Annotated in this window: 13 protein-coding genes; 10 read left to right on the plus strand and 3 right to left on the minus strand. The window is 61.4% G+C overall.

All coding sequences use genetic code 11. The annotated features are described in order from the left end of the window. Nucleotides 1-38 precede the first annotated feature (38 nt). Nucleotides 39-509, plus strand: coding sequence for an Lrp/AsnC family transcriptional regulator (locus tag ACMGF5_RS10175; RefSeq protein ID WP_119688092.1), 471 nt, complete (start codon nt 39-41; stop codon nt 507-509). A gap of 95 nt (nt 510-604) precedes the next feature. Here ACMGF5_RS10175 and ACMGF5_RS10180 read toward each other — a convergent pair whose 3' ends face one another. Further along, nucleotides 605-1,981, minus strand: a complete 1,377-nt coding sequence (locus ACMGF5_RS10180) for an inorganic triphosphatase (protein ID WP_046786974.1) — start codon at nt 1,979-1,981, stop codon at nt 605-607. A 114-nt stretch (nt 1,982-2,095) separates the two neighbouring features. Here ACMGF5_RS10180 and argE point away from each other — a divergent pair, with 114 nt between their 5' ends. After that, a complete protein-coding gene (argE, locus tag ACMGF5_RS10185; RefSeq protein WP_115273325.1) occupies nt 2,096-3,238 on the plus strand; it encodes an acetylornithine deacetylase in 1,143 nt (380 codons plus the stop codon). 125 nt (nt 3,239-3,363) lie between these two features. Beyond that, nucleotides 3,364-4,662, plus strand: a complete 1,299-nt coding sequence (argA, locus tag ACMGF5_RS10190; RefSeq protein WP_012312225.1) for an amino-acid N-acetyltransferase — start codon at nt 3,364-3,366, stop codon at nt 4,660-4,662. 63 nt (nt 4,663-4,725) lie between these two features. On the opposite strand, the gene ACMGF5_RS10195 is transcribed toward argA, so the two are convergent. Both ACMGF5_RS10195 and ACMGF5_RS10200 read right to left on the minus strand, forming a co-directional pair. Continuing rightward, nucleotides 4,726-6,102 carry a glutamine synthetase family protein gene (locus ACMGF5_RS10195; RefSeq protein WP_012312226.1) on the minus strand — a complete coding sequence of 459 codons (1,377 nt, stop codon included), beginning with the start codon at nt 6,100-6,102 and terminating at the stop codon, nt 4,726-4,728. A gap of 272 nt (nt 6,103-6,374) precedes the next feature. After that, nucleotides 6,375-6,635, minus strand: a complete 261-nt coding sequence (locus ACMGF5_RS10200) for a hypothetical protein (protein ID WP_046786976.1) — start codon at nt 6,633-6,635, stop codon at nt 6,375-6,377. A gap of 41 nt (nt 6,636-6,676) precedes the next feature. On the opposite strand from ACMGF5_RS10200, the gene ACMGF5_RS10205 reads away from it, so the two are divergent. From ACMGF5_RS10205 to ACMGF5_RS10235, 7 genes are all read left to right on the plus strand, one after another. Continuing rightward, nucleotides 6,677-8,035, plus strand: coding sequence for a glutamine synthetase family protein (locus ACMGF5_RS10205; protein WP_012312227.1), 1,359 nt, complete (start codon nt 6,677-6,679; stop codon nt 8,033-8,035). Nucleotides 8,036-8,084: 49 nt separating this feature from the next. Then, the gene (locus tag ACMGF5_RS10210; protein ID WP_414157762.1) at nt 8,085-9,446 is read left to right on the plus strand and encodes an aspartate aminotransferase family protein; all 1,362 of its coding nucleotides are present in this window, start codon (nt 8,085-8,087) and stop codon (nt 9,444-9,446) included. A 170-nt stretch (nt 9,447-9,616) separates the two neighbouring features. Next, nucleotides 9,617-10,714, plus strand: coding sequence for a polyamine ABC transporter substrate-binding protein (locus ACMGF5_RS10215; RefSeq protein ID WP_046786978.1), 1,098 nt, complete (start codon nt 9,617-9,619; stop codon nt 10,712-10,714). Between the two features lie 160 nt (nt 10,715-10,874). Next, nucleotides 10,875-11,969: a polyamine ABC transporter substrate-binding protein gene (locus tag ACMGF5_RS10220; protein ID WP_119689111.1), complete on the plus strand. Its 1,095-nt coding sequence runs from the start codon at nt 10,875-10,877 to the stop codon at nt 11,967-11,969. Between the two features lie 60 nt (nt 11,970-12,029). Beyond that, on the plus strand, nt 12,030-13,172 hold the full coding sequence (gene potA / locus ACMGF5_RS10225) for a polyamine ABC transporter ATP-binding protein (protein WP_012312231.1): 1,143 nt from the start codon (nt 12,030-12,032) through the stop codon (nt 13,170-13,172). A gap of 35 nt (nt 13,173-13,207) precedes the next feature. Continuing rightward, nucleotides 13,208-14,089, plus strand: a complete 882-nt coding sequence (locus ACMGF5_RS10230; protein WP_172655290.1) for an ABC transporter permease subunit — start codon at nt 13,208-13,210, stop codon at nt 14,087-14,089. After that, nucleotides 14,086-14,979 carry an ABC transporter permease subunit gene (locus ACMGF5_RS10235; protein ID WP_046786979.1) on the plus strand — a complete coding sequence of 298 codons (894 nt, stop codon included), beginning with the start codon at nt 14,086-14,088 and terminating at the stop codon, nt 14,977-14,979. Before ACMGF5_RS10230 ends, ACMGF5_RS10235 begins: the two co-directional genes overlap by 4 nt. Nucleotides 14,980-15,181: the final 202 nt, after the last annotated feature.

The following is a 15,181-nucleotide window of genomic DNA, read 5'->3' on the forward strand; positions in this document are numbered from 1 at the left end:
TTGTTTGATTCGAAAAATATAAGCTTGGGGAATTTTTAATGCAAAGCGATCTGGATGCGTATGACCGGCGGATTCTCGAGCTTCTTCAGGAGGATGCGTCACTGTCCAGCGCGCAGATTGCCGAGCGCGTAGGGTTGTCGCAGTCGCCGTGCTGGCGCCGTATTCAGCGGCTCAAGGACGAGGGGGTCATCCGGGGGCAGGTCACCCTGCTCGATCGCAAGAAGGTCGGCCTGAACACGCAGATCTTTGCCGAGGTGAAACTGAACGCCCATGGTCGCTCCAACTTCACCGAGTTCACCGAGGCGATCCGGGGCTTTCCAGAGGTGCTGGAGTGTTATGTGCTGATGGGGTCAGTAGACTTCCTGTTGCGTATCGTCACGCAGGATATCGAGGCTTACGAGCGGTTCTTCTTCGAAAAGCTGTCGAACGTACCGGGAATTCAGGAAGTGAATTCCATTGTGGCGCTGTCGGAGATCAAGTCCACCACCAGCCTGCCGCTGATGCGCTGATGCTGTCGCCGGCAAGCCGGCCCCTACACGTCAACCACGGCTCTCGGGGGCCGTGGCGATCGTGGGGCTTGCCGGCGATGATGCACAAGCGAATGTCAGGCCTTGAGCAGATGTTTCCAGCCACGGCTCTGATCAATCGCACGGGCTTGTTCCACGCGGGCCTCCAGCAGCTCGCCAGGCTCTTCGGCCAGTGGCAGTTCAGCCAGCTCATGCAGCTTTTTCAGATCGCCATACAAGCGGTCCATCTGCGGCGCCTCGAGTACCTGGCGCGCATGGTGCAGCCAGGCCAGCAACTGTTCGATGCGCGGCAGTTGTTCTGCCAGGTCTTCCGGGCGTTGAGTGTAAAGCGGTAGCTTCAGCGCACGGCCTTCTTCGCCCAGCAGGTGTGCCACCCAGCTGGCCAGTTGCGCCTTGCCCTGGCGTTCGCCACGGCCCTTGCGCTCTGCGGTCCAGGCGCGGGCCAGCAGCCAACGTGATGTTTCCAGGGAGAACTGGCCCCAGCGCACGTCCTCAAGCTCTTCGAGGAACTGCTCTGGCGCGGCGCGACGGATGTCTTCGTCGTCATTGCCGGCCTGTACCAGCGGGCGCCAGTCTTCCAGCAGCGCGTCCAGGCTGGCGCGCAGGTCACGCGTGCTGGCACGCGGCGCGGCCTGGCCAAGGCTTGCGACCAGTGCACGCAGTTCTGCCAGGCACTGCACCCAGTCCTGCAGCAGGCGCCAGTGGCCATTGTGGCGATATTGCTCGGCCAGGCGCTGGCTGCTGCCCAGCAGTTGCCAGGCGAGGGCAGCGAAGGCATCGTCGACCGGCATTTCGGCGTCCAGTTCGGTGCTTGGCAGGCCCAGCTCATAGCTGTCCGGCTCCAGCAGTCGGTAGCCGCGCTCGGCCTTGCTGATGTCGCACGGCATCAGGGGCAGGCTGGCGGCCAGCTCGGCGGCCAGCTCCAGCAGTGCCTCGGGGGCACCTTCGCGCAGTTCCAGCTCCAGCTCGCAGATCTCTTCCTTGCGCTTGCCGGCAATCACGAAGCCCTGGTCCAGCGCTGCCTCGATCACTACTTTGCTCTTGCCGCGGCCCCAGGCGATCTCAGCGAATTCGCGGGTGAAGTCGGTGGTGAACAGCGGTTTGATGGATTTTTTGTCAAGTTCGGCCAGTTGCTCAGGCCAGCAGGTGGCGTCGAGCTTTTTCAGGTCGAGTTTGACTTTGTCCAGGTGCCACTCGTATTCGTTGCGTTCGGACAGGCCGGCGACGCTTTGGCCACGGCACTTCAAGGTCTGGATGATCACCTCGCCGTCGCGGCGCAGGCGCAGCGCCACTCGGGCAGCAGAAAGGTCGCGCTCAGGGGTGTCGAAGTACTGGTTGAGCAGCTCGCGGGTCTGCCAGCCGGACTTGTTGCGCTTTTTCAGCAGAGGGTGCTCGCGCAGTGCGGCCAGGGTGTCGCGGCTGGCGCGGAGCTTGAGTTCGGTTTCTTTGTGCATCGCAGGCTCGAAGAGGGGCGTGATTGCCGTGCAGTCTACAGCAGTGTGCCGGCAACGGTTTATTCCTTACGGCGGATGGCCCTATGATGGGCAATGCTTCCGAGGAGTTCGCGCATGCCGTTGCCCACGCTGAAAGACCAGTTTGCCGCTTTGATCGCCGCGCCCTCGGTCAGCTGCACCCAACCTGCCCTGGACCAGTCCAACCGCCAGGTCATCGACCTGCTGGCAGGCTGGTTGGGCGACCTGGGGTTCAGTTGCGACATCCAGCAGGTCAGCCCAGGCAAGTTCAACCTGTTGGCCAGCCGTGGCACTGGCCCGGGCGGGCTTGTGCTGGCTGGCCACAGCGACACCGTGCCGTATGACGAGCAGTTGTGGACGAGCGACCCACTCAAGCTGACCGAGGCCGATGGCCGCTGGGTGGGCCTGGGCAGCTGCGACATGAAGGGTTTTTTCGCCTTGATCATCGAAGCGGTGATTCCGTTGCTGGAGCATGACTTCAAGCAGCCGCTGCTGATCCTCGCCACCTGCGACGAAGAAAGCTCGATGTCCGGTGCCCGCGCCCTGGCCGAAGCGGGTCAGCCGCTTGGCCGTGCGGCGGTCATCGGTGAGCCGACCGGCTTGCGCCCGGTCCGCATGCACAAGGGTATCCTCATGGACCGCATCGACATTCTCGGGCGCAGCGGCCATTCCTCTGACCCAAGCCTTGGCCGCAGCGCGCTGGAAGCCATGCACGCGGTGATGGGTGAGCTGATGGGCCTGCGCCGGCAATGGCAGGACACCTACCGCAACCCGCAATTCACCGTGCCCACGCCGACCATGAACTTTGGCTGCATCCACGGTGGCGACAACCCCAACCGTATCTGCGGCCAGTGTGCCCTGGAGTTCGACCTGCGCCCACTGCCAGGCATGGATGTAGAGCAGTTGCGTGCGGCCATCCGTGAGAAGCTTCGGCCGGTGGCCGAGCGCCATGAGGTGCGTATCGACTACGCGCCGCTGTTCCCCGAGGTGCCACCGTTCGAACAGGCGGCCGATGCCGAACTGGTGCAGGTGGCCGAGCGCTTGACCGGCCATCGCGCCGAAGCGGTGGCGTTCGGTACCGAAGCGCCTTATCTTCAGCAACTGGGTTGCCAGACCATCGTTCTTGGCCCTGGCGACATTGCCTGTGCCCACCAGCCGGGCGAATACCTGGAAATGTCACGAATCGAGCCTACCGTGCGTCTATTGCGTGACCTGATCCGGCACTATTGCCTGAATTAAACGTCCACCCTGCTGATTCGTCTTTGCCTAGAGGAGACCGCGCGTGACCGCAAGCCTGTTCCGACGATGATCCTGAACGCCGTGTGATCCAACGTTCTCCGTCCACTTTATCCACAGGCCCTGTCATGCCCGATTACGTCAACTGGCTGCGTCATGCCTCCCCGTACATCAATGCTCATCGCGACTGCACCTTTGTGGTCATGCTCCCCGGCGATGGGGTGGAACACCCGAATTTCGGCAATATCGTCCATGACCTGGTGTTGCTGCACAGCCTGGGCGTGCGCCTGGTGCTGGTGCATGGTTCGCGCCCGCAGATCGAGAGCCGGCTGGCCGCCCGTGGCCTGACCCCGCACTATCACCACGGCTTGCGCATCACCGATGCCGCAACCCTGGACTGCGTGATCGACGCCGTGGGTGCCTTGCGCCTGGCCATCGAAGCGCGCCTGTCGATGGACATCGCCGCCTCGCCGATGCAGGGCTCACGCCTGCGCGTGGCCTGCGGCAACCTGGTGACTGCCCGCCCTATCGGCGTGCTCGAAGGGGTGGACTACCACCACACCGGTGAAGTACGGCGCATCGACCGCAAAGGCATCAGCCGCCTGCTCGACGAGCGCTCGATTGTGCTGCTTTCGCCGCTGGGCTATTCGCCGACCGGTGAGATCTTCAACCTGGCCTGCGAAGACGTGGCCACCCGCGCCGCCATCGAATTGGGTGCCGACAAGCTGTTGCTGTTCGGCGCCGAACCCGGGCTGCTGGATGAGAGTGGCAAGCTGGTGCGTGAGTTGCGCCCGCAGCAGGTTGCACCACACCTGGCGCGGCTGGGCAGTGATTACCAAGGCGAGTTGCTCGATGCCGCCGCCGAGGCCTGCAAGGGCGGCGTGGCGCGTAGCCACATCGTCAGCTATGCCGAGGACGGCGCACTGCTCACCGAGCTGTTCACCCGCGGCGGTGGCGGCACGCTGGTGTCGCAGGAGCAGTTCGAAGTGGTGCGCGAGGCGACCATCGAGGATGTGGGTGGTTTGCTGGAGCTGATCAGCCCGCTGGAAGAGCAGGGCATTCTGGTGCGACGCTCACGTGAAGTGCTGGAGCGTGAGATCGAGCAGTTCAGCGTGGTCGAGCGCGAGGGCATGATCATCGCGTGCGCGGCGCTGTATCCGATTGCCGATTCCCAGGCTGGTGAGCTGGCGTGCCTGGCAGTGAACCCGGAGTACCGCCATGGCGGGCGCGGTGATGAGCTGCTGGAGCGGATCGAGAGCCGGGCGCGGGCGTTGGGGTTGAATACCCTGTTCGTGCTTACCACCCGGACCGCGCACTGGTTCCGCGAGCGAGGCTTTGCCCCCAGTGGGGTAGAGCGGCTACCGTCGGCGCGAGCATCGCTGTACAACTACCAGCGCAATTCGAAAATTTTCGAAAAGTCTCTGTAAGCCAGGGAATCGAGTGCCCTGCCAACCCATGAAAAACGCCGCCCCAGAGGGCGGCGTTTTCATTTACACGGTATGCAGATACCAGTTGTACTCGAGGTCGGAGATCGAATGCTCGAACTCCTCCAGCTCGCTCTCCTTGCATGCGACGAAGATGTCGATGTACTTCGGATCGATGTACTTGTTCAGGATCTCGCTGTCGTCCAGCTCGCGCAGGGCATCGCGCAGGTTGTTCGGCAGGCTCTGCTCCAGCTGCTCGTACGAGTTGCCTTCGATCGGCTCACCCGGCTCGACCTTGTTGGTCAGGCCATGGTGCACACCAGCCAGTACGGCGGCCATCATCAGGTACGGGTTGGCGTCGGCGCCGGCCACGCGGTGTTCCAGGCGTACTGCGTCGGGCGAACCGGTTGGCACGCGCAGGGCTACGGTACGGTTGTCCAGGCCCCAGCTCGGCGCGTTCGGCACGTAGAACTGAGCGCCAAAGCGACGGTACGAGTTGACGTTCGGGCAAAGGAACGCCATCGACGCAGGCAGGGTCTCGAGCACACCGCCGACAGCGTGACGTAGCGCGGCGTTCTGCTCGGGATCCTCGCTGGTGAAGATGTTGTTGCCATCCTTGTCCAGCACGGAAATGTGTACATGCAGGCCGTTGCCTGCCTGGCCCGGGTAGGGCTTGGCCATGAACGTGGTGTCCATTTCATGGTCGTAGGCGATGTTCTTGATCAGGCGCTTGAGCAGCACTGCATAATCACAGGCCTTGAGCGGGTCGGGGACGTGGTGCAGGTTGACTTCGAACTGTGCCGGGGCGCTTTCCTTGACGATGGCGTCGGCCGGAATGCCTTGTTCCTTGGCGCCTTCGAGGATGTCCTGCAGGCAATCGGCGTATTCGTCGAGGTCGTCGATCAGGTACACCTGGGTCGACTGCGGGCGCTTGCCCGAGATCGGCGAGCGTGGTGGCTGCGGGCGGCCGTTCACGTTCTCCTGGTCGATCAGGTAGAACTCCAGTTCGAACGCGGCGCAGATGGTCAGGCCCAGGTCGTCGAACTTGCTCACCACCTGACGCAACACTTCACGAGGGTCGGCGAAGAACGGCTCGCCTTCAAGCTCGTGCATGGTCATCAGCAACTGGGCGGTCGGGCGTTTCTGCCACGGCTCGTTGCAGAGCGTGTCCGGGATCGGATAGCAGATGCGGTCAGCATCGCCGATGTCCAGGCCAAGCCCGGTGCTTTCGACGGTGGACCCGTTGATATCGAGGGCGAAGAGGGAGGCCGGCAGGTTGATGCCTTTCTCGTAAACCTTGTGGAGGCTGGTGCGCTCTATGCGCTTACCGCGCACCACACCATTCATATCTGCAATCAGAAGGTCAACGTAGAGAACCTCAGGATGTTCCTTAAGGAACGCGTTCGCTTCGTTAAGCTGAACGGCACGCGGGGGTACCGACATGATGCAACACCTTTGTTGTTAAAAATATCAATCAAGGGGGGCTTGCAGGACCAGTCAATCGAAAAGCCTTACTGATGTCAAGCCAACCCCATGATGCCCTGAAATGGCACATCGACGGCAGATTTGCTGCATATCGGGGCGTGCCATTATCCGCTATTTCCCTGACAAAGGGCTATCTCCGACAAGCCGTGTTTTATTTTTTACGGAGGTGTTGTGTAAAAAAATGAACAAGGCTAAGCTCGGTCTCAACCCAAAACACAATAATACGAGGGTCACATGGTCCGCTTGTCGCGACCTGAAAGCGCTGCCTGTGCAGTGCGCTCGGGTATCCCTGCCGTTCCGGCACGCATCAATTGCGCGGTGGTCGCACTGGCCGCAATAATTGACGCTTTGCGCTTCTGGACTACCCCTCGTAGCGCCGTTTCGCTTCCTTTCTTGTATTCCTGCCCTTCGAACTCATTACGGACACGCTTGTTTCCAGTGTATCCACTGTGCTCCTGCGTGGGGGTTTTTGCTTTAGCAACCCACTCCATCCAGAATCAATGCGCGGACCACATTACCTCCTGAGGTATCTATGAGTAACAACCTCGACCAGCTCACCGATTGGTTGAAAGAGCACAAGATCACCGAAGTCGAATGCCTGATCAGTGACCTGACTGGCATCACCCGCGGCAAGATCTCGCCGACCAACAAGTTCATCGCCGAGAAAGGCATGCGCCTGCCCGAGAGCGTGTTGCTGCAGACCGTGACCGGCGATTACGTCGATGACGACATCTATTACGAACTGCTCGACCCGGCCGACATCGACATGATCTGCCGGCCCGATGAGAACGCTGTGTTCCTCGTGCCGTGGGCCATCGAGCCTACCGCCCAGGTCATTCACGACACCTACGACAAGAAGGGCAACCCGGTCGAGCTGTCGCCGCGCAACGTACTGAAGAAAGTCCTGCAGCTTTACGCCGACAAGGGCTGGCAACCGATCGTCGCGCCAGAGATGGAGTTCTACCTGACCAAGCGCAGCGAGGACCCGGACTTCCCGCTGCAGCCGCCGGTAGGTCGTTCAGGCCGCCCGGAAACCGGCCGCCAGTCGTTCTCCATCGAAGCGGCCAACGAATTCGACCCGCTGTTCGAGGACGTCTACGACTGGTGCGAGCTGCAGCAACTGGACCTCGACACCCTGATTCACGAAGACGGCACGGCGCAGATGGAGATCAACTTCCGTCACGGCAACGCCCTGCACCTGGCCGACCAGATCCTGGTGTTCAAGCGCACCATGCGCGAAGCGGCGCTCAAGCACAATGTGGCCGCCACCTTCATGGCCAAGCCCATGACCGGCGAGCCGGGCAGCGCCATGCACCTGCACCAGAGCGTGGTCGATTCGGTCACCGGCAAGAACATCTTCAGCAATGAAGACGGCAGCATGAGCGAGCTGTTCCTGCACCACATCGGTGGCCTGCAGAAGTTCATCCCCGAGGCGCTGCCGCTGTTTGCCCCGAACGTCAACTCGTTCCGCCGCTTCCTGCCAGACACTTCGGCCCCGGTAAACGTCGAGTGGGGCGAGGAAAACCGCACCGTCGGCCTGCGCGTACCGGATGCCGGCCCACAGAACCGTCGCGTCGAGAACCGCCTGCCAGGCGCCGATGCCAACCCTTACCTGGCCATCGCTGCGAGCTTGCTGTGCGGCTACATCGGTATGGTCGAAGGTATTGCCGCCAGCGCGCCGGTGCAGGGGCGCGGCTACGAGCGGCGCAACCTGCGCCTGCCGCTGACCATCGAGGACGCCTTGGAACGCATGGAAGTCAGCCGCGCGCTGACCCAGTACCTGGGCAAGAAATTCATCACCGGCTACGTTGCCACCAAGCGCGCCGAGCATGAGAACTTCAAGCGCGTCATCAGCTCTTGGGAGCGTGAGTTCCTGCTGTTTGCTGTGTGATCAACCCCTGAGGCCGCCCGCCGGCGGCCTGTGGACCCTGGAGAAGCACATGAGCGTCAAAAACCCGCAAACCCGTGACTGGCAAACCCTGAGCGGCGAGCACCACCTTGCACCTTTCAGTGACTACAAGCAGCTGAAGGAAAAGGGGCCGCGCATTATCACCAAGGCGCAGGGTGTGCATTTGTGGGACAGCGAGGGGCACAAGATCCTCGACGGTATGGCCGGCCTGTGGTGCGTCGCAGTGGGTTATGGCCGTGAAGAGCTGGTGCAGGCTGCCGAAAAGCAGATGCGCGAACTGCCGTACTACAACCTGTTCTTCCAGACGGCCCACCCGCCTGCGCTGGAGCTGGCCAAGGCCATCACCGACGTAGCGCCCGAAGGCATGACCCATGTGTTCTTCACAGGCTCCGGCTCTGAAGGCAATGACACCGTGCTGCGCATGGTCCGCCACTACTGGGCGCTCAAGGGTAAGCCGCAGAAGCAGACCATCATCGGCCGTATCAACGGCTACCACGGCTCGACCGTCGCCGGTGCAAGCCTGGGCGGCATGAGCGGCATGCACGAACAGGGCGGGCTGCCGATCCCGGGCATCGTGCATATCCCGCAACCGTACTGGTTCGGTGAAGGCGGCGACATGAGCCCGGACGACTTCGGGGTGTGGGCGGCCGAGCAGCTGGAGAAAAAGATTCTGGAAGTGGGCGAGGACAACGTCGCAGCTTTCATCGCCGAGCCGATCCAGGGCGCCGGCGGCGTGATCATCCCGCCAGAAACCTACTGGCCGAAGGTCAAGGAGATCCTCGCCAAGTACGACATCCTGTTCGTCGCTGACGAAGTGATCTGCGGTTTTGGCCGTACCGGCGAGTGGTTCGGCTCAGACTACTACGACCTCAAGCCCGACCTGATGACCATCGCCAAAGGCCTTACTTCCGGTTACATCCCCATGGGCGGTGTGATCGTGCGTGACAAGGTGGCCAAGGTGCTCAGCGAAGGCGGAGACTTCAACCACGGCTTCACCTATTCCGGCCACCCGGTGGCGGCTGCGGTAGGCCTGGAAAACCTGCGCATCCTGCGCGACGAGAAGATCATCGAGAAGGCTCGTACGGAAGTGGCACCCTACTTGCAAAAACGTCTGCGTGAGCTGCAGGACCACCCGCTGGTGGGCGAGGTACGCGGCCTGGGCCTGCTCGGCGCGATCGAGCTGGTCAAGGACAAGGCCTCCCGCAGCCGTTACGAAGGCAAGGGTGTGGGCATGGTCTGCCGCAATTTCTGCTTCGACAACGGCCTGATCATGCGCGCGGTGGGTGACACCATGATCATCGCTCCACCCTTGGTGATCAGCCATGCAGAGGTGGACGAGCTGGTGGAAAAGGCGCGCAAGTGCCTGGACCTGACCCTCGAAGCGATCCGTTGAGCGCCTGCTAGGCTAGCGATGTGACATTAAGTCGTTACAAGGGGATGGTTTCCTTGAAACAGCGCCTTGTAACTTGCCAGACTAGCGGCTGTTTCAGTCGCCCGGCGCTCTGCACGGTAGGTTCTGGCTGCTGAACAGATGGCTAAATAAAAAATTCTGGAGCATGACGCATGAAGAAAATGGGCAAGACGTTGCTGGCCGCCGCCCTGATGGGTGCCATGGCCACCGCTGTACAGGCTGAAGACAAGGTGCTGAACGTCTACAACTGGTCGGACTACATCGCTCCGGACACCATCGCGAAGTTCGAAAAACAGACAGGCATCAAGGTCAAGTACGACGTCTTCGACAGCAACGAAACCCTGGAAGCCAAGCTGCTGGCGGGCAAGTCCGGCTATGACGTGGTCGTGCCGTCCAACAACTTCCTGGCCAAGCAGATCAAGGCGGGGGTCTACGAAGAGCTCGACCGCTCCAAGCTGCCGAACTGGAAGAACCTCGACGAAGACCTGCTCAAGGCCGTCGGTGACGCCAGCGACAAAGGCAACAAGCACGCCTTCCCTTACATGTGGGGCTCGATCGGCATCGGCTACAACCCGGAGAAGGTCAAGGCCGCGCTGGGCGTCGACAAGATCGATTCGTGGGACGTCGTGTTCAAGCCTGAGAACATCGAGAAGCTCAAGAGCTGTGGCGTGAGCTTCCTCGACGCCCCGACCGAAATGCTGCCAGCCGCGCTGCACTATCTGGGCCTGCCTAGCGACAGCACCAAGAAAGAAGACCTGAAGAAGGCCGAGGACCTGTTCCTGAAGATTCGTCCTTCGATCACCTACTTCCACTCGTCCAAATACATCGGCGACATGGCCAACGGCAACATCTGCGTGGCCGTCGGGTACTCGGGTGACCTGGAGCAATCCAAAGCCCGCGCACACGAAGCCGGCGACAAGGTCAAGGTCGACTACATCATCCCGAAAGAAGGCGCTGGCACCTTCTACGACATGGTCGCCATCCCCAAGGATGCCGAGCACAAGGACGCCGCCTACAAGTTCATGGACTTCCTGATGCAGCCGGAAATCATGGCCGAGATCACCAACGCCGTACGTTTCCCGAACGGTAACGCTGCTGCGACCCCGTTGGTGGACAAGGACATCACCAGCGACCCGAGCATCTATCCACCTGCCGACGTGAAAAAGCACCTGTACGCGATCGCCGCGCCAGAAGCTGCTGCCCAGCGTCTGATCACCCGCAGCTGGACCAGGATCAAGTCGGGTAAGTAAGCCCGATGCAAGACCTCTGGGCCGGGGTTTTCCGGCCCAGAGCCGGTGAATGGCAATTGATGATTGCGGCATCGTGGCTGCGAGGGTAAGTTGCGCGCCGGTTTTGCGTGCGCGGCAGCGCTGCGCCGTTACCAAGGCACTGATTGTGAGGACCACCCACTTGTCTATTTCTGTATTACGCAAAGCCTTCATGGCTGGAGCGGGCCTGACGCTGGCATGCAGCGTCCAAGCGGCGCCTACGGTGCACTTCTACAACTGGTCCGACTACATTGGCCCGACCACGCTCGAAGACTTCGAGAAAGCCACGGGTATTAAACCTGTGCAGGACGTGTTCGACTCCAACGAAACCCTGGAAGGCAAGCTGCTGGCCGGCAACACCGGTTATGACGTGGTAGTGCCGTCCAACCATTTCCTCGGCAAGCAGATCAAGGCGGGCGCGTTCCAGAAGCTCGACAAGAACCTGCTGCCCAATTATTCCAACCTGGACCCGGCGTTGATGAAGCGCCTGGAAAAGAACGACCCAGGCAACCAGTACGCCGTGCCTTACCTGTGGGGCACCAATGGCATCGGCTACAACGTCGACAAGGTCAAGGCGGCACTGGGCGTGGACACCATCGATTCCTGGGCCGTGCTGTTCGAGCCCGAGAACATGAAGAAGCTCTCCCAATGCGGCGTGGCGTTCCTGGATTCGGCGGATGAAATGCTGCCGGCGGTGCTCAACTACATGGGGCTGGACCCCAACAGCACCAACCCCAAGGACTACGAGAAGGCCGAGCAGAAGCTGCTGGCGGTACGCCCGTACGTAACCTACTTCCACTCGTCCAAGTACATCACGGACCTGGCCAACGGCGACATCTGCGTCGCGGCAGGTTTTTCCGGCGATGTGTTCCAGGCCAAGGCCCGCGCTGAAGAAGCGAAGAAGGGCGTGAACCTGGCCTACGCGATTCCCAAGGAAGGCGGCAACCTCTGGTTCGACGTGCTGGCGGTCCCCAAGGACGCCAGGAACGTCAAAGAGGCTCACGCCTTCATCAACTATTTGCTGAAACCTGAGGTTATCGCCCAGGTCAGTGATTACGTCGGTTACGCCAACCCGAACCCCAAGGCTGGCGACCTGATGGACCAGGCCGTGAGGACTGACGCCGCGGTTTACCCACCGCAGGAAGTGCTGGACAAGATGTTCGTCAACAGTGAGTTGCCACCGAAGGTGCAACGTTTGATGACCCGCAGCTGGACCAAGGTCAAGTCGGGCAAGTAACAATCCAGGCCCGCCGCCAAAGCAGGGGCGGGCACACAAATCTTGTTGGGAGTTTCACTCATGGCAGTTGCCTCCGGTGCCTATAAGAAAGCCCTCGAGGGTGGCCAGCAACCCAAGCAGGTGTTGGTCAAGATCGACCGGGTCACAAAAAAATTCGACGAAACGGTAGCGGTGGACGATGTGTCGCTGGAGATCCGCAAGGGCGAAATTTTCGCCCTGCTCGGTGGCTCCGGTTCGGGCAAGTCGACCTTGCTGCGTATGCTGGCCGGTTTCGAGCGCCCGACTGAAGGGCGTATTTTCCTCGATGGCGTAGACATCACCGACATGCCGCCCTACGAGCGGCCGATCAACATGATGTTCCAGTCCTACGCGCTGTTCCCGCACATGACCGTGGCGCAGAACATCGCCTTCGGCTTGCAGCAGGACCGGATGCCCAAGGCCGAGATCGACGCCCGCGTGGCCGAGATGCTCAAGCTGGTGCACATGACCCAGTACGCCAAGCGCAAGCCGCACCAGCTCTCCGGTGGTCAGCGTCAGCGTGTGGCCTTGGCCCGTTCGCTGGCCAAGCGCCCCAAGCTGTTGCTGCTCGACGAGCCAATGGGCGCGCTGGACAAGAAGCTGCGCTCGCAGATGCAGCTGGAACTGGTCGAGATCATCGAGCGCGTGGGCGTGACCTGCGTGATGGTGACCCACGATCAGGAAGAGGCCATGACCATGGCCCAGCGCATTGCCATCATGCACCTGGGCTGGATTGCCCAGATCGGTTCGCCTGTGGATATCTATGAGACGCCCACCAGCCGCCTGGTGTGCGAGTTCATCGGTAACGTCAACCTGTTCGAGGCCGAAGTGATCGACGATGCCGAAGGCCATGCGCTGATCGCCTCGCCGGAACTCGAGCGCAAGATCTACGTTGGCCACGGTGTGTCCACTTCGGTTGAAGACAAGCACATCACCTACGCCCTGCGCCCGGAAAAAATGCTGGTGACTACCGAGCAGCCGGATTTCGAGCACAACTGGTCGCGCGGCAAGGTCCATGACATCGCCTACCTGGGCGGCCACTCGGTGTTCTACGTCGAGCTGCCCAGCGGCAAGGTGGTCCAGTCTTTCGTCGCCAACGCCGAGCGCCAGGGCACCCGCCCGACCTGGGGCGATGAAGTGTACGTCTGGTGGGAAGACGACAGCGGCGTGGTACTGCGGTCATGAAACTGCGCAAGCTCAAGCGAGCCTTCCAGCGCCTTATCCCCGAGGGGCGGCACCTGGTGATCGGCGTGCCGTTCATCTGGCTGTTCCTGTTCTTCATGCTGCCGTTCTTCATCGTGCTGAAGATCAGCTTTGCCGAAGCCGACGTGGCGATCCCGCCGTATACCGAGATCTACAGCTACGTCGAAGACAAGGTGCAGCTGGTAATCAACCTGGCCAACTATGGCCTGTTGACCGAGGATGAGCTGTACATCTCGGCCTATCTGGGCTCGCTGAAGATGGCCTTCATCAGCACCGTGCTGTGTTTGCTGATCGGCTACCCGATGGCCTATTCGATTGCCAACGCACGCAAGGAAACCCAGACCGTGCTGTTGCTGCTGATCATGATGCCGACCTGGACCGCGATCCTGATCCGCGTCTATGCCTGGATGGGCATCCTCAGCAACAACGGCCTGCTCAACGGGTTCCTGATGTGGACCGGGCTGATCGACCAGCCGTTGCAGATCCTCAACACCAACCTGGCGGTGTACATCGGCGTGGTCTATTCGTACCTGCCGTTCATGATCCTGCCGCTGTTCGCCAACCTGGTAAAGCACGACCAGAGCCTGCTCGAAGCCGCATCGGACCTGGGTTCGAGCACCTTCAACAGCTTCTGGAAGATCACCGTGCCGCTGTCGAAAAACGGCATTATCGCCGGCTGCATGCTGGTGTTCATCCCGGTGGTGGGCGAGTTCGTCATTCCGGAACTGCTGGGCGGCCCGGAAACCCTGATGATCGGTAAGGTGCTGTGGCAAGAGTTCTTCAACAACCGTGACTGGCCGGTGGCCTCTGCCCTGGCGGTGGTGATGCTGGCGATCCTGATCGTACCGATCCTGCTGTTCAACCGTAGCCAGGCCAAAGAAATGGAGGGCAGGGCATGAAGCGCTTCAGTTTCTCCAAGCTGATGCTGGTGCTCGGCTTGCTGTTCATCTACCTGCCGATGCTGATCCTGGTGATCTATTCGTTCAACGCCTCCAAGCTGGTAACGGTGTGGGGCGGCTGGTCGATCAAGTGGTACGTCGGCCTGCTCGACAACACCCAGCTCATGGGGTCGGTGATGCGCTCGCTGGAGATCGCCTGCTACACGGCGGTGGCGGCGGTGGCTTTGGGTACCCTGGCAGCCTTCGTGCTGACCCGGGTCACCCGCTTCAAGGGCCGCACGCTGTTCGGTGGCCTGGTCACTGCACCGCTGGTGATGCCTGAAGTGATCACCGGTCTGTCGCTGTTGCTGCTGTTCGTGGCCATGGCGCAGACGATCGGCTGGCCGCAGGAACGGGGCGTGGTCACCATCTGGATCGCCCACACCACGTTCTGCGCGGCTTATGTGGCGGTAGTGGTGTCGGCGCGCCTGCGCGAGCTGGACCTGTCGATCGAAGAAGCGGCCATGGACCTGGGTGCCAAGCCGTGGAAGGTGTTCTTCCTGATCACCATCCCGATGATTGCGCCGTCGCTGGCGGCGGGCGGCATGATGTCGTTCGCCCTGTCGCTGGATGACCTGGTACTGGCCAGCTTCGTGTCCGGGCCTGGTTCGACCACCTTGCCGATGGAAGTGTTCTCCGCTGTGCGCCTGGGCGTGAAGCCGGAGATCAACGCCGTGGCCAGCCTGATCCTGCTGTCGGTGTCGTTGGTGACCTTCATGGTCTGGTACTTCAGCCGCCGCGCCGAAGAGCATCGCCGCAAGGCGATCCAGCAGGCGATCGAGGAGGGTGCTGCGGCCAGCGTGTCGCAGCCGCAGGTCAAACGCACGACGGCAGCCGCAGCGTCGGCCTGAGCGCGGTAGTCGCGGGCAAGCCCGCTTCCACAGGTAGGTTGCACGCCGCGAGGGCTGCATCGATCCAGTGGAAGCGGGCTTGCTTGTTTCAGGGCCCGCATTGTCGCCATGACCGCCCAACTGACCTTGATCAGTGTTTTTTCTGAACCCTGATCTACGCTAACAGTCGCATCCCACGAATCATTTGCGCGCAAGCTAGGAG

The organism is Pseudomonas sp. BNK-15 (assembly GCF_047456105.1).
GTDB classification, from domain to species: Bacteria; Pseudomonadota; Gammaproteobacteria; order Pseudomonadales; family Pseudomonadaceae; genus Aquipseudomonas; species Aquipseudomonas putida_E.